Origin of the sequence: Streptomyces tibetensis, from assembly GCF_040647715.1 — a bacterium.
Taxonomy (GTDB): domain Bacteria; phylum Actinomycetota; class Actinomycetes; order Streptomycetales; family Streptomycetaceae; genus Streptomyces; species Streptomyces tibetensis_A.
On record NZ_JBEZCR010000003.1, the window covers coordinates 62,344 to 80,170 of the forward strand.

General features: G+C 71.9%; 18 protein-coding genes. 15 read left to right on the forward strand and 3 right to left on the reverse strand.

What is annotated here, in order from left to right:
* The first annotated feature begins 21 nt into the window (after positions 1-21).
* The 6 genes from AB0B29_RS08825 to ygfZ all read left to right on the forward strand — a co-directional run bounded on the left by AB0B29_RS08825 (position 22) and on the right by ygfZ (position 4,754).
* Positions 22-777: a hypothetical protein gene (locus AB0B29_RS08825; RefSeq protein ID WP_362235883.1), complete on the forward strand. Its 756-nt coding sequence runs from the start codon at positions 22-24 to the stop codon at positions 775-777.
* Positions 774-1,616, forward strand: a complete 843-nt coding sequence (locus AB0B29_RS08830; RefSeq protein WP_362235885.1) for a hypothetical protein — start codon at positions 774-776, stop codon at positions 1,614-1,616. The genes AB0B29_RS08825 and AB0B29_RS08830 overlap by 4 nt, the downstream gene beginning before the upstream one ends.
* A complete protein-coding gene (locus tag AB0B29_RS08835; protein WP_362235888.1) occupies positions 1,613-2,494 on the forward strand; it encodes a hypothetical protein in 882 nt (293 codons plus the stop codon). The genes AB0B29_RS08830 and AB0B29_RS08835 overlap by 4 nt, the downstream gene beginning before the upstream one ends.
* A 219-nt stretch (positions 2,495-2,713) precedes the next feature.
* The gene (locus AB0B29_RS08840) at positions 2,714-3,289 is read left to right on the forward strand and encodes an FABP family protein (protein ID WP_362235890.1); all 576 of its coding nucleotides are present in this window, start codon (positions 2,714-2,716) and stop codon (positions 3,287-3,289) included.
* A gap of 51 nt (positions 3,290-3,340) precedes the next feature.
* On the forward strand, positions 3,341-3,778 hold the full coding sequence (locus AB0B29_RS08845; protein WP_362235892.1) for a Fur family transcriptional regulator: 438 nt from the start codon (positions 3,341-3,343) through the stop codon (positions 3,776-3,778).
* Positions 3,779-3,788: 10 nt separating this feature from the next.
* Positions 3,789-4,754, forward strand: coding sequence for a CAF17-like 4Fe-4S cluster assembly/insertion protein YgfZ (gene ygfZ, locus AB0B29_RS08850; RefSeq protein ID WP_362235895.1), 966 nt, complete (start codon positions 3,789-3,791; stop codon positions 4,752-4,754).
* A 19-nt stretch (positions 4,755-4,773) separates the two neighbouring features.
* Here ygfZ and dtd read toward each other — a convergent pair whose 3' ends face one another.
* Positions 4,774-5,199 (reverse strand): D-aminoacyl-tRNA deacylase, encoded by a 426-nt coding sequence (gene dtd / locus AB0B29_RS08855; RefSeq protein ID WP_030242984.1) that lies wholly within the window; start codon positions 5,197-5,199, stop codon positions 4,774-4,776.
* A gap of 211 nt (positions 5,200-5,410) precedes the next feature.
* Here dtd and AB0B29_RS08860 point away from each other — a divergent pair, with 211 nt between their 5' ends.
* The 3 genes from AB0B29_RS08860 to AB0B29_RS08870 all read left to right on the forward strand — a co-directional run bounded on the left by AB0B29_RS08860 (position 5,411) and on the right by AB0B29_RS08870 (position 8,581).
* Positions 5,411-6,043: an RsiG family protein gene (locus AB0B29_RS08860; protein ID WP_362235898.1), complete on the forward strand. Its 633-nt coding sequence runs from the start codon at positions 5,411-5,413 to the stop codon at positions 6,041-6,043.
* Positions 6,044-6,140: 97 nt separating this feature from the next.
* Positions 6,141-7,394 carry a GNAT family N-acetyltransferase gene (locus AB0B29_RS08865; RefSeq protein ID WP_362237210.1) on the forward strand — a complete coding sequence of 418 codons (1,254 nt, stop codon included), beginning with the start codon at positions 6,141-6,143 and terminating at the stop codon, positions 7,392-7,394.
* A 269-nt stretch (positions 7,395-7,663) separates the two neighbouring features.
* Entirely contained in the window at positions 7,664-8,581 is a 918-nt protein-coding gene (locus tag AB0B29_RS08870) for a winged helix-turn-helix domain-containing protein (RefSeq protein ID WP_362235901.1), read from the forward strand.
* 36 nt (positions 8,582-8,617) lie between these two features.
* On the opposite strand, the gene AB0B29_RS08875 is transcribed toward AB0B29_RS08870, so the two are convergent.
* A complete protein-coding gene (locus AB0B29_RS08875) occupies positions 8,618-8,806 on the reverse strand; it encodes a hypothetical protein (RefSeq protein ID WP_104787582.1) in 189 nt (62 codons plus the stop codon).
* A gap of 147 nt (positions 8,807-8,953) precedes the next feature.
* On the opposite strand from AB0B29_RS08875, the gene AB0B29_RS08880 reads away from it, so the two are divergent.
* The 6 genes from AB0B29_RS08880 (at position 8,954) to AB0B29_RS08905 (ending at position 16,497) form a co-directional block, all read left to right on the forward strand.
* A complete protein-coding gene (locus tag AB0B29_RS08880; RefSeq protein ID WP_362235904.1) occupies positions 8,954-9,844 on the forward strand; it encodes a winged helix-turn-helix domain-containing protein in 891 nt (296 codons plus the stop codon).
* Positions 9,845-9,873: 29 nt separating this feature from the next.
* Complete coding sequence (locus tag AB0B29_RS08885; protein WP_362235907.1) at positions 9,874-10,611, forward strand: HAD family hydrolase; 738 nt, start codon at positions 9,874-9,876, stop codon at positions 10,609-10,611.
* Positions 10,612-10,910: 299 nt separating this feature from the next.
* Positions 10,911-13,097, forward strand: a complete 2,187-nt coding sequence (locus AB0B29_RS08890) for a phosphotransferase (RefSeq protein ID WP_362235909.1) — start codon at positions 10,911-10,913, stop codon at positions 13,095-13,097.
* A gap of 43 nt (positions 13,098-13,140) precedes the next feature.
* Positions 13,141-13,755: a TetR family transcriptional regulator gene (locus AB0B29_RS08895; RefSeq protein ID WP_362235911.1), complete on the forward strand. Its 615-nt coding sequence runs from the start codon at positions 13,141-13,143 to the stop codon at positions 13,753-13,755.
* Between the two features lie 49 nt (positions 13,756-13,804).
* On the forward strand, positions 13,805-15,820 hold the full coding sequence (locus tag AB0B29_RS08900; protein WP_362235913.1) for a HelD family protein: 2,016 nt from the start codon (positions 13,805-13,807) through the stop codon (positions 15,818-15,820).
* Positions 15,821-15,873: 53 nt separating this feature from the next.
* Complete coding sequence (locus AB0B29_RS08905) at positions 15,874-16,497, forward strand: RraA family protein (RefSeq protein WP_362235916.1); 624 nt, start codon at positions 15,874-15,876, stop codon at positions 16,495-16,497.
* 148 nt (positions 16,498-16,645) lie between these two features.
* On the opposite strand, the gene AB0B29_RS08910 is transcribed toward AB0B29_RS08905, so the two are convergent.
* On the reverse strand, positions 16,646-17,824 hold the full coding sequence (locus AB0B29_RS08910) for a GDSL-type esterase/lipase family protein (RefSeq protein ID WP_362235919.1): 1,179 nt from the start codon (positions 17,822-17,824) through the stop codon (positions 16,646-16,648).
* Positions 17,825-17,827 lie beyond the last annotated feature (3 nt).

The following is a 17,827-nucleotide window of genomic DNA, read 5'->3' on the forward strand; positions in this document are numbered from 1 at the left end:
GATCTGTGATGTGGGGGCGTCTTGGAGACAGACGAAGAGGTGGCCGCCGCGCCCGAGCGCGGGTGGCGCCTTCGTCCACGGCGGGGCACGGCCGTGCTGATCGGTGCCGCCGCCGTGCTGGGGCTGGTAGCCGGCGGCTGCGCCGGATACCTCGTGCAGGTGCACCGCGCGCCCACGAAGCTGCCCCCGCTCTCGCGGCCGGCGCTCGCGCAGGCGAGGGGCGAGGGGCCCGAGCCCCTGTCGGCCGCGCGGGACCGGCGGGTGAAGACCGACGGCGACCTGCGCGAACTGCTGCTGGAGAAGCCGCGCGGGGCACGGGACGCCGCGTACCTGATGGGCCGAGACGGCTGGCTGGACCTGGCGAACTACGCCGAGTTCTACGAGAAACCGGGCGAGATGTTCGGCGAGCTCGTCGGCGACGAGTTCCGGCGTGCGGCCGTCACCGGCTGGCAGGGCGGCGGCAGCCACGAGGTGGAGATCCGGCTGGTGCAGTTCCGGCAGGAGGAGACGCTCGCCGCCGCGGAGAACGTGGAGAACACCCAGTACTGGGTCGAGGACAAGGGGGGCACCGACAGCTGGGCGATCCCCGGCTCCGGAAACGGGCGGGCCTACGTCCACAAGCGACCCGACACCAAGCCCGGTTATGTGCCGCTGTACACCGCCGAGGCACACGCCTGGCGCGGCGACATCGCCCTGGAGATGTGGATCACGGACACCAAGCCGATTCCCAAGGCGAAGATCATGGACCTGGCCGAGCGGCAGTTGGAGCGGCTGTGAGTGACGACTACATGGAGCCGAACGAGCCGGCCGAGCCGGTGGGAACCGGGACCGCGTCCCCATCCGTCCCCGAGCTCCCTGAGAAGCCCCCGCGCCTGGCCCGGGCCGCCGTCGTCGCCGCGACCGCGCTGCTGGCGGCGGCCCTGGTCGGCGGTGTGGGGTACACCGTCGTGGCCGTGAACGGCGCCGACCGGGACGCCGGCGCGCCGGTCTGGGCGTTCCCCAAGACCAGGAGCGAGCCGGAGGCGGAGAAGAAGGCCGCCCCCAGGGGGCTCGCCGGCCTGCTCGTGCCGTACGGGACCGACGGCTGGGGCCCGGGGCCGGACCTGGGCGCGTACGGCCCGGACACCGCGCTGAGCGGGCAGGAGGCCACGGCCTTGCGCAAGGAGGCACTGAGCGGCCTGCCGCGCACTCAGCGCAAGCGACTGGAGAAGGCCGTCGACCAGCAGCGCATCACCGGCGTCGCCATGCGCAGCTACCTCAGCACGACCAGCCTCTCCGACGGCTTCACCGACGGGGCCTTCGCCGTGCGCGTCCAGCTCGCCCGGATGGAGAACCGGGACGCCGTCCGGGAAGCCTCGCGGGTGCGCAGCGCGTTCCTCGGCTCCTCGGACGTCTTCCGCCCGGGCCCGAAGATCAAGGGCCACAAGGACGCCGCCTGCTTCCTGCCGCCGAAGGACGACGACGAGGAGCTGGAGACGATGCTCTGCTTCGCGCACGTCGGCAACGTCCTGGTCACCACCCTCGCGGACGGTGCGAAGCCACTTGACACCAAGGGGGCCGCGGCGCTGTTCCGCGAGCAGCTCGACCGCATCACCGAGCCGGGGAAGGCGATATGACCGAGGAGCAGCAGACCGCCGTACGGCCCGCGGAGCAGGTCGGGCGGGAGGTGCCCCCGGCGGGTGCGCAGGTGACGCCGGAGGCACCCCCGGCGCCTGTGCACGGGGACCACAAGGGCCGGGGAGCCCTGCGGGCCGCCCTGCGCTGGACGACCGCCGTGGTGGTCTTCGCGGTGGTCGGCGCGGCGACGGCGTACGGCCTCACGCGGCTGGAGCGGACCGACGTACCCGGGCTCTCGACGGAGTCGGACGGGCGCTGGGAGTACCCGGCGCTCACCAGGCCGCCGCTGCCCTCCGGCAGCCCGGGCCCGTTCGCCGAGGCCGACAAGGCCGGCACGCACCACGCCGACCTGCGGGCCCTGCTTCTGCCCGCTCCCGCCGGCGCCCAGGACGACAGGACACTGCGGGGCACGGACGGCTGGCTGGCGCGGAAGGACTTCCTGGCGGAATACGCCGCGAAGGACGACCGCGCGGAACTCGGGCGGCACCTCACCGATCACGGGCTGCGGCACATCGCCGCTCGCGGCTGGAGCATGCCGGACGGTACGCGTACGCGGATCTATCTGCTCCAGTTCGACACCGCGGCGGTCGTGGACGCACTGCTGGGGCCCTACCTCGCCCCCTACAGCGCGCCGAAGTTCCCGCTGCGCGGCGCCGCGACCTCGGGCAACGACCGGACGTTCCCCCAGGAGGCTTTGGTGCAGGACGTTCAGCGGGTGGTCTACGACGAGGCCGGGCCGCACGGCGGCGAGCAGGTCCGCCACGCCTACCTCGCCGCCGGCGACACCCTCGCGCTGGTCGTGCACTCCAGGAAGGGCGGCGCGCGGGCCGTGCCCTTCCAGCAGACGGTGACGTTGCAGAGCCAGCTGCTCGGCTGACGTCGCACGGTCGTACCTCACCAAGAGGCCCGGATCCCGGCCGCGTAAGCTGGCCTCCGGCCCTGTGCAACCGTTCGCACCCCCGCTCAAGGAGCACCCCGTGGAGATCTTCTTCGAAATCCTGTTGGTCCTGGTCGCCGTCGGCGTCCTCGCCTTCGCCGGACTGACCGTGAAGAAGCTGTACCAGGGCCAGCGCTGACCCACGTCTAGGAAGTTCCCATGATCGAGATCCCGTCCGACCTCCACAAGGACCTCGTCCCGCTCGCCTTCCTGCTCGGCAACTGGGCGGGCGCCGGCGTGCACGACTTCCCCGGCTCGGAGAAGTGCAACTTCGGGCAGGAGGTCACCTTCACCCACGACGGCCGGGACTTCCTGGAGTACCAGTCGCACAGCTGGGTGCTGGACCAGGACGGCAACAAGGTCCGTCCGCTGGAGTCCGAGCACGGCTACTGGCGCATCGACGCCGACCGCAAGGTCGAGGTGACGATGACCCGCGACGACGGCGTCATCGAGATCTGGTACGGCGAGCTGGCCGACAAGAAGCCGCAGATCGACCTCGTGACGGACGCGGTGGCCCGCACCGCCGCCTCCCAGCCCTACACCGGCGGCAAGCGGCTGTACGGCTACGTCAAGAGCGATCTGATGTGGGTCGGCGAGAAGCAGACCCCCGAGGTCGAGCTGCGCCCCTACATGTCCGCCCACCTGAAGAAGGTCGTGACCCCGGAGGAGGTCGAGCGCTGGGCCAAGGCCCTGCCCGACGACATGCCGGACGACGGCATCGCGTTCTTCAAGTAGCCGCACGCCTTCCTCGACCGGTCCCGTGCCGGTGGTCCTAGACTCTTGGGTGTGGTGAGCACCGACTGGAAGAGTGATCTGCGGCAGCGCGGCTACCGGCTGACCCCGCAGCGGCAACTCGTGCTCGAAGCCGTGGACGCCCTGGAGCACGCGACCCCCGACGACATCCTCGTGGAAGTGAGGAAGACGGCGTCGGGGGTCAACATTTCCACGGTGTACCGGACGCTGGAGCTCCTCGAGGAGCTCGGCCTGGTCAGTCACGCGCACCTGGGGCACGGGGCGCCGACGTACCACCTCGCGGACCGGCACCACCACATCCACCTGGTCTGCCGGGACTGCCAGAACGTGATCGAGGCGGACGTCTCGGTGGCGGCGGAGTTCACCGACAAGCTGCGGCAGACCTTCGGGTTCGACACCGACATGAAGCACTTCGCGATCTTCGGCCGGTGCAAGGACTGCACGCTCAAGGCTTCAACTACCGAGTCGTAGGCTTACGGATATGAAGAGCCCCCTGCTGACCCTGCCCGGCGCCGTCCCCGCCGAGGGCGTGGACGAAGGCGTCGCCGCCCACTACGGCGACCTGTTCCGTGAGCAGCGCGCCCTCGCCGACGGCACCGGATTCGTGGACCTCTCGCACCGGGGGGTCGTCGCCGTCACCGGTGAGGACCGGCTGGCCTGGCTGCACCTGCTGCTCACCCAGCACGTCAGCGACCTGCCGGCGGGCCGGGCGACCGAGGCGCTGATCCTCTCCGCGAACGGCCACATCGAGCACGCGCTGTACCTCGTCGACGACGGCGGGACGGTCTGGGCGCATGTGGAGCCGGGCACCCAGGAGGCGCTGATCGCGTACCTGGAGTCGATGAAGTTCTTCTACAAGGTCGAGGTCGCCGACCGCACGGACGACATCGCCGTGGTGCACCTCCCGGCCGGCTCCATCGCCGAGGTCCCCGAGGACGTCGTCGTGCGGGAGACGCCGCACGGCCGGGACCTGTTCCTGCCGCGCGCCGACCTGGAGGCGTACGCGGCGCAGGCCGGGCCGCCCGCCGGGCTGCTCGCCTACGAGGCGCTGCGCGTGGAGCAGCACCGGCCCCGGCTCGGTTTTGAGACCGACCACCGCACCATCCCGCACGAGCTGGGCTGGATCGGCTCGGCGGTGCATCTGCAGAAGGGCTGCTACCGGGGGCAGGAGACGGTCGCCCGGGTGCAGAACCTGGGCAAGCCGCCGCGCCGCCTGGTCTTCCTGCACCTCGACGGCAGCGAGGTGCACCTGCCGGTGGCCGGGACGGAGCTGCGGCTCGCGCAGGACGGTCCTGACGGCCGCAAGGTCGGCTTCATCACGACGTCCGCCCGCCACCACGAGCTCGGTCCGGTCGCCCTGGCCCTGGTGAAGCGGAACGTGCCGCCGGACGCCCCCCTGGTGGCCGGGGACACCGCCGCGGCCCAGGAAGTCGTCGTCGAGCCGTAGGACTTGTAGATCTTTCGGGTCAGATTTCGATCTGCACGGTGAACGGGCCGTCGTTCGTCAGCGATACCCTCATCGCCGCTCCGAAGCGGCCCGTGGCCACCGTCGCGCCCAGGGAGCGCAGTTGGGCGACGACCTCGTCGACCAGCGGTTCGGCCACGTCGCCGGGGGCGGCGGCGTTCCAGGTGGGGCGGCGGCCCTTGCGGGCGTCGCCGTAGAGGGTGAACTGGCTGATCACCAGGAGCGGTGCGTCGATGTCGCTGCACGACTTCTCGTCGTGCAGCATGCGGATCGACCAGAGCTTGCGGGCCAGCTGGGCCGCCTTCTCCTTGGTGTCCTCATGCGTGACGCCGACGAGGACGCACAGCCCCTCGCCCTCGATCGCACCCACGGTCTCGCCGTCCACGACGACGCTCGCGCCGTCCACCCTCTGCACCACTGCTCGCATACGTCCATCATGCAGGGCGGTGACATTCGCGCCGCGGCCGGACGGCGCATGGCCCGAAAGGGTGGTTTGCGCGGGCGCCAACAGCCCCTGCACGGACGTATTTTGCCGCTATACCGCCCATCTGGGGTCTATCGGGGGCACTCGTTCCCATAGCGGCCACTTGGGGTGGCACGATGCTTGGACACACCGGTCGAGGGGACGGTTGAGGCACATGAGCACATCAAGCACCGGACAGCAGCAGGCGGCTTTCCGGTCGACGTACACGGGGATCGGCGCGTCGGAGTACCACCGGCCGCCCACACAGCGCACGGACAGCCCGCGGTTGCCGTCGGACACCTCCGGGCCCCAGCTGCCCGCGCTGAGCCTGCCCGAGCTGCGCACGCTGCGCCGCGAGGCCCAGCGCGACGAGGCCGACCTGAGCTATCTGCGGAGGCTGCTCCAGGGGCGCATCGACATCCTGCGCGCCGAGGTGACCCGGCGTGCCCCGGCGGGCGCCGCTTCCGTCGCCGTGGCCGAGGAGACCTCGGTGGTGGAGCGGCTGGCGGAGATCCTGCGGGACGCCCCGGCCCGGCACCGCTCCTCGGCCCGCCACGTCACCCTGGGCACCCCGCAGGGCGAGGAGTTCCGGCGGCTGGCGGCGGAGATGCTCGCCGAGGTCGAGCTGTCCGACCTGGCTGCGCGCACGGACCTGGAGCTGAACACGGCGATGGGGCGGCTCGAGCGGCACGAGCAGCAGGTCTCCCGGCGCCGTCAGCGGCTCCAGCGCACGGCCGACGAGTGCAGCGCGGAGATCGCCCGCCGCTACCGCGAGGGGGAGGCCCAGGTCGACGACCTGCTGGTGTGAGCCGCTTCGGGGCCGAAGCTCCGGGGCCGGAGGAGGGCCGGTCGGATATTCGCGCGACACCGACCGGTCCTGTGCCTAGCGTGAGGTCATGACCCCCATGCCCCGTGCCGACGACATCGACATACGCCCGATCACGGAAGGCGAGTTCGCCGACTGGCTGCGGGCCGTGAACACCGGCTTCCTGCGGGCGTCCGCTCTCACCGAGGAGGAGGTCGAGGGCCGGCGCGGGCGGTTCGTCGAGGGCCGTTACCTCGGGGCCTTCGACCACGGCAGGTGCGTGGCGACCTTCCGCTCCTTCGACCAGGAGCTCACGGCCGTCGGCGGGGCCACCGTCCCGGCCGACGCGATCTCGGGCGTCACCGTCACCGCCACCCACCGCCGGCGCGGACTGCTCAGCCGGATGATGGCGAAGGACCTGACGGCCGCCAAGGACCGCGGGGACGTCGTCGCGACGCTGATCGCCGCCGAGTACCCGATCTACGGGCGCTACGGCTTCGGGCCCGCGACCTGGATGGCGGAGTGGACGGTCGACGTGCCGCGCGCGGGTCTCGACGCCCGTTGGGCGGGCCCGGCGGACGGCGGCCGGATCGATCTGGTGGAGGGCGAGGACGTCCGCAAGCTCGGCCCCGAACTGCACGAGCGGCTGCGTCGCGGCCTGCCCGGCGCCGTCGACCGCGACGAGACGTGGTGGAAGGTGAACACCGGCGTCCTGCGCTGGGACCCGACGTGGAAGCAGCCCTTCTACGCCGTGTACCGCTCGGCGTCCGGCGAGGTCGAGGGCATGGCCGCCTACGAGGTGGACGACCACTGGGGCGACGGCAAGCAGCCGCTGAACACGGCGACCGTGCGGTGGCTGCTCGGCACCACACCGGGCGCGGAACGCGCGCTGTGGGAGTACGTCTGCTCCGTCGACTGGGTCGTGAAGGTCAAGAGCGGCTGGCGGGCGCCCGACGACCTGCTCCCGCACTTCCTGCCGGACCCGAGGGCGGCCCGGATCACCTCGCTCGCGGACTGGCTGTGGGTGCGGATCCTGGACGTCCGGCGGGCGCTCGAGGCGCGGACGTACGAGGGCCAGGGGGCCCTGGTGCTGGAGGTCGCCGGTGTCGACGGGCTGACCGGCGGGCGCTACCGGCTGGAGGCCTCGCCCGAGGGAGCGTCCTGCACGCCGACCACCGAGAGCGCGGAACTCGAACTGGGCCTGGGCGAGTTGGCGGCGCTGTGGCTCGGGGACGAGTCGACGGTGCGGCTGGTGGCGCTGGGGCGGGTGCACGAAGGACGAGTGGGCGCCGCCCGGAAGGCCGACGCCCTGCTGCGTACGTCCAGGCGGCCTTGGTGCCCGGACATGTTCTGAGCCGCTCCCTCCTGCCGGTGTGCCGGCGGTGGCCGCTGGTGTGCTGGGACCCGCATCCGTAGCGAGCTGTTCAGTTGTGGTTGAAAGTGCGGCCGTACCGGCGGACGGGACTCCCGGCTCCCCTCCGGAAGGGAGTCCCTGTGCGGGTGGCCAACCCTTGGAAGGTCAGACCATGTTCCTCAAGTTGGCTACCAACTTCTCTGTTCTTATCTCCGCCTGGAAGCGGCTCATAACCACCTTTCCCTGAACTGCCCAAAGATGGCGGGAAGTTGTACTGTTCGGGTGTGGACCCGGAACATGACTCCGTCAACGGACGGAAGAGGTCAGGACGGCCACAGAGAACACATCACCAGGTGGCCGACGAGCTGCGCGCCCGGATCAGGTCGGGGGCGCTGCGCCCCGGTGAGCGCATGCCCACCCAGGCCCAACTGGCCCAAGAGTTCGGCGTCGAGCGCGGTGCCGTCCGGCAGGCCCTGCGGATCCTGCAGTCCGAGCGGTTGCTCACCAACGTGTCCAAGGGCAGTCCAGCGACCGTCGCGCCCGACCCCGTCGGTGCGCTGACCGGCCCGCAAGCGCCGCCGCGGCCCACGACGGTGGCCCTCGCTCCCCGGATAGCGGACGCGTTCGCGGCGGAGCACGTCGAGATCGACGCCGTGTGCCTGACGTCCATCTCCCTCACGCTGGCCATCGGTGAACCGCTGCGGCAGATCCACGCCGGACGGCTGAAACCGGCCAAGGTCGACGTCCGGGTGCTGCTGCCGAGCCGGGACATCGACCTGGCCTTCCCGGTGCCGGTCGAGGGGCGCGGGGACGACTGGGTGCACGAGCGGTGGCTTGCGATGCGCAACGCCCAGGGGCAGGTCCTCCAGCACAACCTGCTGGCCCTGCGCGCCACCCACGGCATCGACGTGCACGTCACGTTCCGGGCGCTGCCCTTCACCCCGCCGGTGAAGCTGTACCTGCTGAACGGCACGGAGGCGCTGTTCGCGTACTACACGCTGACGCGCCGGGAGGCCGAGACGGATCACGAGCAGCCGGCGCTGTACGACGCCCAGGGCACCCAGTCCATGTTGTTCGCCTTCCGGCAGGGCGCCGGGCTGCGCGACACGACGTTCGTGGAGCAGTCGCACCTGTGGTTCAACGCACTGTGGGAGACGATCAGTTCGGAGCTGGTGCTCACGAGCTGACGTCCCCCACGGGTCGTTCCGGGGTGGTGCGGTGACTCATCGGGCGGGGCCCGTGATCAGCAGCGCGAGCACGACGGCTCCCGCGGAGCTGACGGCCGGGCTCTTGGCCTTGACGCCGACGGTGAGAAGGATCAGGCCGACGAGGCCGGCCGGACCGTACTTCCACTGGACGATCTGTTCGAAGGCGACGACGAAGGCGGCGGAGAGGAGAGCGAGGGCGGGCATCGGTGTTCCCCCTTCGGAAGTCCGGAAGCAAAACTTCCGCCAACTCCGAGAAGTTGGCAACCAACTCTGATTAAGTTGTCCCCACTTGGCCCCTAGTTATAAACAACTTTCAAGCAACTCCCGTCAGATGGATCAGGGTTGTAGCGTTTGGTCGTGACCCAGGAGAGCGTGGCGGAGAACGTGGCAGTGAACGGCAGCAGAAGGTCATCGCCCCAGGAGATCGCCGACAGCCTGCGGGAACGCATCCGGGCCGGCGAGCTCAAGCCGGGAGACCGCCTGCCCACCCAGGCCGAACTCGCGGAGCGGTTCGGCGTCGAGCGCGGCGCGGTCCGCCAGGCGTTGCGGGTCCTCCAGGACGACGGTCTCCTCGCCGACGTCAGCAAGGGCAGCCCGCCCCGGGTAGCCGCCCCGGCTCCCGCCCGCGGCGAACCCCAGCCGACCATGGTGGGTCTGGCCCCGCGGCTGACCGAGGCGTTCTCCGCCCGGCGCGTCCGCGTCGACGTGGTCTGCCACACGGCGGAGACGCTGATGGTCGCCATCGGCGAGCCGCTGCGCCTGATCCACGAGGGCCGCATCCACCCCGAGTCGATCGACGTCCGCATCCTGGTCCCGTCCCGGGACATCGAGCTGGCGTTCCCGGTACCGGTCGAGGCGCACGGCGACGACAACCCGGTCCACCAGCGCTGGCTGACCATGCGCAACGCCCAGGGGCAGGTCCTCCAGCACAACCTGCGGGCACTGCGCTCGACGCACGGCATCGACGTGCACGTCACGTTCCGGGCGCTGCCCTTCACCCCACCGGTGAAGCTGTACCTCCTCAACGAGGAGGAGGCCCTGATCGGCTACTACATGCTGACCAGGCGCGAGGAGGAATGGGGCAGCCAGACCCTGGACATGTACGACGTCCTCGGCTCCCAGTCCCTGCTGTTCTCCTTCGTGCAGCGGACGGGCCGGCGGGACGCGGCGTTCGTAAAGGAATCCCAGAAGTGGTTCAACGCCCTCTGGGAAACCATCACGACGGACCTGACACTCTCCTAGTGACTCCTGATGCGGCGCAGACTGATGCGGTGACAATCGAGACCGAGAACGATCCGTACGAACTTCGCGATCTGGCCAGACGCGCGCGTGTCGTGCTCTGGGACTTCGACGGGCCCATCTGCCGCCTGTTCGCCGGCCACTCGGCGGAGCAGGTGGCGACCGATCTGGTCTCCTGGCTCGAGAGCCGGGGCCTGCACGGCCTGCTGACCGACGCCGAGCGGGAGTCCCTCGACCCGCAGGTGGTGCTGCGGGCGGTGGACCGCCGGCACCCCGGCAGCGACCTGGTCGCCGAACTGGAGGAGCGTCTCACCCAGGAGGAGCTGCGGGCCGCTTCCTCGGCGTGGCCGACCGCGTACGCGGACCCGCTGATACGCACCTGGACGGCGGTGGGTTCCCGCCTGGCGATCACCACGAACAACTCGCCACGAGTGGCCCGCACCTACCTCGAGAAGCGCGGCATCGTCGGCTGCTTCGCTCCCCACATCTACGGCCGGACCCGGGAGCTGCGTCATCTGAAGCCCGATCCGCACTGCCTGAACCGGGCGCTGAACGCGATGGGGGTGGCGCCGGGTGACGCTCTGATGATCGGAGACACGCCTTCCGACCACGAGGCGGCCGGGCGGGCCGGGGTGCCCTTCCTCGGCTATGCGCGGAGCGGAGGGAAGGCCAAGCTCCTGAGGGCGGTCGGGGCCGACGTGGTGCTGGAGTCCCTGGAGCCGCTGTTGCGGCTGCTGCGCAACGCAGGCGCTTCCGGGCGTCCTGAGTAGCGGAAAGGCACGGGTGAGGTTGGAGAGGGCCGAGGGGCGGCTGGGTGTAGCATTCCCGCACCGTGCAGCGATTGAGTCAAACGCTCGTCCTCGTTCGTATGTGAAAGGGCCAACCGGCCCGCCGTCGAACACGCTTGCGCCACCTCATGCAGATGGGTGGCAAACCACCCTTATCGGCTCACTCCGCCCTGCGCGGCACCGGCCGCGAACCTACGGTTTGCCTGACCGGCACCCCTTCGCACTGCACTCGTACTTCGCTCGTCTTCACTCGTACTTCACTCGCACTTCCGGAGCGGCCAGTGGGCGCACCCCCTCTTCCCCGTCCTCTGTACGGGGAACGCGCCTCGCACGACGCCGTCTGCCGGGCCTTCGCGAAGCGGGCCGCCGAGCTGGGGCAGGCGACCGGCGGCCACCACCACCGGAACTACGTCCTCCCGCTCACGGAGGACATGGCCCGCGTGGTCGGGCGGCCGGCGGGGACGCCGGTGACCGTCCGGGTCCGGCGTCCGGACACGCTGCCCGTCGTCATCCGGACCTGGCAGCACGAGGCGAAGATCCTCGACGCGGTCCGGGGAGTCCTGCCCCACGCGCCGGAGTGCCTGGTCACGCTGGACGGGTTCGCCGTCCACACCTTTGTGGAAGGTGTTCCGCTCTCCAGCGTCTGCGGCGACGGCAAGCCCGTGGACACCCTGCTCGTCCAGGCCCTGGCGGGTCTGCTCGCCCGGATGACACACGTACGGCGTGGCGCGCTGCCTGCCCTCCCGCCGGTCTGGCCCCGCAACGACACGGACAGTCAGGGCTTCCTCCAGACGCTGGTCCAGCTGGCCGACCGGCAGATCAAAGGGCCCAACTGGGCGGCTTTCGGAGGGCTGTTCGCCGCGCTCGGCATTCCGGAGGACGCGCTGGCCGAGCTGGCCGGACGGGTTCCCGCGATGGCCCGGCGGCCCTTCAGCCTGCTCCACGCCGACCTGCACCGGGACAACGTGATCGTGTCGCGCGCGGGTGAGCCGCCCCTCGTCTGTGTCGACTGGGAGCTCGCCACCTACGGCGACCCGCTGCACGACCTCGCGACGCATCTGGTCCGTATGCGGTACCCGGGCGACCAGTGGGCCGATGTGGTCGACGCGTGGGCCGCGGCCATGCAGGACGCCCGTCCGGCCGCCGTCAACGGCCTGGCCAGGGACCTCCGGCACTACCTGGCCTTCGAGCGGGCCCAGTCGGTCTTCCCGGACGTGATGCGGGCCGCCCGGTCCCTGGAGGAATCGTTCACGCAGACGAGTCTGGACGAGGCGACCGCGCAGGTGCGCCGGGCCCTCGATGCGGCGGCGGAACCGCTGCGCCTCACGAAGGTGCCGCGCGGGGGCGAGATCAAGCGGGTCCTGTTCCGCTGGCTGGTGTCGCGCATGAACGGGGACCTCAGCGGCCGGGCCTGGATCGCGAAGGCGTTCGAGTGGAGACCCGACCGGCGCGTTCCGGAGTGCCCGGACTTCCCGCCCACCGCGGTGCGGGACGCCCTGCTGGCGGAGGGAGCCGCTCCCGCGGGCCGGGTGTTCAAGGGGACCGCCCACCTGAACACCGTGGTGACGGTGCCGGGCGTCGACCCGCCCGTGGTCGTCCGGCGGAAGCTGCCCGAGGTGTGCCGGCGGGAGCGGGGCTTCCTCAGCGAGCACGCCGTCCTCAGGGCGATCGAGGAGTCGTCCGCCGACGTGGCGGCGCCGAGGGTGCTCGCACTGGGCGAGACGTCGCAGAGCGACACCATCGCCTTCCACACCTACGTCGGGCCGCGGGACGTGGACCGGCCCCCCGGCCACCCCGTCCACGGCCTGCTGCCGCACGAGGCCGACGGCCTGGTGGACCAGCTGTGCGCCCTGACGCGCGTGCGGTACAAGCAGCTCGATCCGACGGCCGGCGACGGCCGGTTCCACCGCTGGCTGCGGGAGCAGCTCGTCGCCCTCGTACGGGATCTGCCGAAGGAGTCGCAGCAACTGGCGCGGCATCTCGGACTGCCCGACGCGGACCGCCTGCGGCTGATCCTGTCCCGGCACGAGGTGAGCGAGCGTGAGCCCGCCCTGCTGCACGGGGACCTGAACCCCTGGAACCTCGTTCGCCGTGACGACCACCTGGCGCTGACCATCATCGACTGGGAGATGGCCGTCGTCGGCGACCCCCTGTACGACCTCGTCCGGCACATGCACCTCACGCCGACCCGGCCGGAGATCAGGGAGCGGATGTTCCGCCGCTGGGAGCGCCGGCTGCCGGCCGAGTACACCCATGACTGGCGCAGGGACTGGCAGGTGTACCGCTGGCTGGAGATCGTCCGCTCCGCCTATGTCGACCTGGACCGCATCGTGACCGGAGCGAGCCGGGACGCCCCGAACGTCCGGCGGGCGGTGGACTCCTACGCGGTGACCCTCGCCGCCGCCACCGCCACCCTCGGCCTCCCCACGCGCTCCACGACGAACCCGTACCTCGCCCGCGCGACCTAGTGCCGCTGCACTAGCGCCCCCGGCACTGCGTAGGCTCCCGGGCATGAGCACCCCCGGCCTGCGTGAGCGCAAGAAGCAGCGGATGTACGAGACCGTGTCGGACATCGCCGTGCGGCTCTTCCTGGAGAAGGGGTTCGACGCCGTGTCGGTCGCGGAGGTGGCGGCGGCGGCCGAGATCTCCAAGCCGACGCTGTTCCGGTACTTCCCGGCCAAGGAGGATCTGGTGCTGTACCGGATCGCCGACCACGAGGGGGAGGCCGCCCGGGTGGTCGCGGAGCGGGCCGGGACCGCGCCTGTCGAGGCGTTGCGGCGGCACTTCGTGGACGGGCTGGAGCGTGGGGATCCGGTGACCGGGCTCAACGACCGTCCCGACGTGCTGGCCTTCCACACCCTGTTGTACGGGACGCCCTCCCTGGTGGCCCGGGCGCACGCGCACCAGGAGCGGTCGGAGGCCGCGCTCGCCGATGTGCTCGGGGGGGATCTGGACGCGCGGCTGGCCGCCGGGCAGATCATGGCCGTGCTGCGGGTGCTCGCCCTGGAGAACTGGCGGCGGATCGCGGCGGGGGAGCGGGTGGCGGACGTGCGGCCGGATGCGGTGGCGGCGGCGGAACGGGCGTTCGGCCGGCTCGCGGCCGGGCTGCCGTCGCACCTCAAGTGAAACTCGGTAATTTATTTAACTCGGTTGCATTTTCGCGTACGCTCGGCGGATGACCTCGACCGAGCCCGCCCTCCAGCACGCCCTCGACACGGAACGCGCCCATCACGAGCGCTGCCGGACCGCCCTCGCCGCGATGGTCGAGGACGCCGGTGAACAGGTCGTCATCGGGGAGAACGTGTCGTCCGGGGCCGATGCCGAAGTCCTCGGGTACCGGCTGCGCAGCCACGCGAAGGCGCTGCGGGAACTGCCCGAGGGGCCGTTGTTCTTCGGAGCCCTGGAGAGCGGGGACGGGCCGTTGCACATCGGGCGGCTGCGGATCTCCGAGCACCCGGCCGAACCGCCCCTCGTCGTCGACTGGCGCGCGCCCGTCTCGCGCGCCTTCTACCAGGCCTCGGCCCGCGACCCGCAGGGCGTCGCCGTGCGGCGGCGGTTCGGCTGGGCGCCCGGCAGCCGGGGCGACTCCGCGGACCTCACCGGCCTGGAGGACGAACACCTGGAGCGGGGGGAGACCCGCGACAGCGAGATCGTCACCCAGGAGATCGAACGGCCCCGGGTCGGGCCCATGCGGGACATCGCCGCCACGATCCAGCCCGAGCAGGACGACCTCGTACGGGCGGACCTGGCGGTGTCGGTGTGTGTGCAGGGCGCGCCGGGCACCGGCAAGACCGCCGTGGGGCTGCACCGGGCCGCGTACCTGCTCTACACGCACCCGCAGCGCATCCGGCGCGGCGGCCTGCTGATCCTCGGACCCAACCGCACCTTCCTGTCGTACATCGCCGAGGTGCTGCCGGCCCTCGGGGAGACCGGTGTGCGGCAGTCGACGCTGGCGGAGGAGATCGCCCGGTGCCCGGTCCGGGGCGTGGACGAGGAACCGGCCGCGGTCGTGAAGCACGACGCCCGGATGGCCGAGGTGCTGCGAGGGGCGCTGTACGCGCGGGTGCGCGCCGACGGCGGCGGGACGTCGCTCGACGTGCCGGACGGGTCGTACCGGTGGCGGGTCCCGGCGGGGGTGCTGGCGGAGATCGTGGACGGGGTGCGGCAGGAGGAGCCGCCGTACGGGGTCGGGCGGGAGCGGGTGCGGGCGCGGATCGTGCGGTGTCTGCGCGAGCAGGCCGAGCGCCGGGCCGGGCCGCCCCCGAACGCCTGGGTGCGGCGGATCGAGCGGGCGCGGCCGGTGTCGGCGTACGTCGACGCCGTGTGGCCGCGGGTGCGGCCCGAGGAGGTCGTGGCCGGACTGCTCGGCGACGAGGACGTGTTGGCGGCGGCCGCCGAGGGGCTTCTCGACGCGGGTGAGCAGCGGGCGCTGCTGTGGGAGCGGCCGCCCCGGTCCTGGAAGTCGGCGCGCTGGTCGGCCGCCGACCTGGTGTTGCTCGACGAGGTGGCCGGGCTGATCGGGCATCCCGAGGGGTACGGGCACGTCGTCGTCGACGAGGCGCAGGACCTGTCCCCGATGGAGTGCCGGGCCATCGCACGCCGGGCCCGCTTCGGTTCGCTGACGGTGCTGGGCGATCTGGCGCAGGGGACGACGCCGTGGGCGGCGCGGTCGTGGCGTACGGTCCTCGCGCACCTGGGGAAACCGGACGCGGCCGTGGTCGCCCTGACCACCGGGTTCCGGGTGCCGCGGGCGGTCGTCGGGCTGGCCAACCGGCTGCTGGAGCGGCTGGACGTGGACGTGCCGGCCGCCCGTTCGCTGCGCGGGGACGGGGAGTTGCGGATGCGGGAGACCACGGTGGACGGCGTGGCCGGGGCGGTCGTGGCGGCCGTACGCGACGCACTCGGGCGGGAGGGGTCGGTCGGGGTCGTCGCGGCGGACGCGGACGTTCCCCGGGTGCGGGCGGCTCTGGACGCCGCCGGCATCGAGGTGGCGGGCCCGGACGAACTCGGCGCGCGGGTCGCTCTGGTGCCGGCGAGCGTGGTCAAGGGCCTGGAGTACGACCAGGTCGTGGCCGTCGAGCCGGCGGCGATCGCCGAGGCGGAGGAACGGGGGCTGCACCGGCTGTACGTGGTGCTGACCCGGGCGGTGTCACGGCTGGAGGTGGTGCGGGCAAGGCCACTGCCCTTCTAGGGGTGCGGGGGAGGCCACTGCCCTTGCAGGGGGCGGTCGTTAGGGTCCGTGCCATGACCGACGTAGACGCGTTCACGGACATACCCACGACCACCCTGGCCGATCTGCTCGGCCGCGGACAGGTCATGGACATCGGGATCCGGCCGTTGTGGGGGCCGGTGCCGCGGGTGGCCGGACCGGCCTTCACCGTACGGTGCCCTCCCGGCGACAACCTGATGCTGCACGCCGCGATCCACCGGGCCGGGCCCGGTTCCGTCGTCGTCGTGGAGTCGGGCGACCTGGACTACGCCCTGGCCGGTGGCAACGTGTGCGCCGTCGCCCGGCGCCGCGGCATCTCCGCGTTCGTCGCCGACGGGCTGATCCGCGACCTCGCCGAGGTCAGGGACCTGCGCTTCCCGGTGTTCGCCCGCGGTGTCATCCCCATCCCCGGTACGAAGTCGGCCGCACGTCCGCTGAACGAGCGGGTGCGCTGCGGCGGGGTCGAGGTCGAGGCGGGCGACACGGTCGTCGCCGACGAGGAGGGTGTCGTGGTCGTCCCCGGGGCCCGGCGCGAGGAGGTCCTGGCCGCGGCCCGGGCCAAGCTGGCCAAGGAGGCCGCGGAGTCCCTGGACGACTGGGAGACGGCCCACCGCGCCCGCATCGACGGGATCCTGACGGACCAGGGCTTCGAGGGCTGACACCCTGCCCGGTCGATCTGCCCTGGCCGGCCTGCGCCGCTCGGCCTGCCTCGGCCGGCCTGCGCTGCTCGGCCTGCCTCGGCCGGCTGCGCTGCTCGGCCTGCCCCCGCCGGTCTGCGCCGGTCGGCCTCTCCCGGCCCGTCGGTCGCTACGCCGTGGCGAAGGGGCCTCCGTCCCCGAAGGCCAGTGCGTGGAAGCGGTCGCCGATGTGGCGGTGGGTGGCGGCGTCCGGGTGGACGTGGTCGGGCAGGGGGTGGGCGTCGGCCTCCTTCTCGCCGTAGAGGTCGAGGCCGTCCAGGTAGTGCAGGTTCGGGTCCTCGGCGGCGCGCTGTTGGACGATGCGCGACAGCTCCTCGCGGATGACCGTGAGGGTCAGTTTGCCCAGGGGCGTCTCCGCCGGGTCTCCCATGGCGGAGAAGACCAGGCGGCCCTTGCCGATCTCTTCGCGGTCCGGGGCGGTGGGGCCGGGTGTGTCCTCGTGGATGGCGCAGTGGATGGGGGAGACGAGCAGCAGCGGGGTGTCCGGATGCCCCTCCCGGATCGTGTCGAGGAAGCCGTGCACGGCGGGCCCGAACGCGCGCAGCCGCATCGCGTCGGTGTTGACGATGTTGATGCCCATCTTGACGCTGATCAGGTCGGCCGGGGTGTCCCGCATGGCACGCGCGGTGAACGGGTCGAGCATCGCGCTGCCGCCGAAGCCGAGGTTGACCAGCTCCACACCGCCCCGCAGCGCGGCGATCGCGGGCCAGATGGCCGTGGGGCTCGCGGCGTCGGAGCCGTGGCTGATCGAGCTGCCGTGGTGCAGCCACACCCGGCGTCCCCGGTCCGGCGCGGGCACCACGGGGGCGTCCGTGCGCAGGGCGACGAGCTCGGTGGTCTCGTTGTGCGGCAGCCAGATCTCGACGTCCTTGTCCCGCGCGGGCAGGCCCGTGAAGCGGACCGTGCCGACCGGGCCGGACGTGAGTTCGCTCTCCCAGGTGGCCAGGTCGACGGTCAGGACGTTGCCGTCGGTCCCGGTGGCCTGGCCGGCCGGGCTGCCGTCTACGAGCAGGTCGTACAGCCCGTCCGGGCGCGAGGGGAAGCCGGTGTAGTCGCGCTTGGTGCGCAGGGTGTCCAGCTCGACGGCGGTCGCGGCGGTCCGGAACACCAGCCGTACGCCGGAGGGCTGGGCCTCGGCCATCGCCAGCTGCGCGTTGGTGTTCTGCGCGCGGGCCCGGGCGGGCAGGCGGTGGGGGAGCAGGCCGTGCTCGGTGCGCTCCACGTCGAGGGCGCCGCGCAGCAGGTCCGCCGTGAGGGGCGTGGTGATCCAGTCGTGATCGGTGTGCATGGG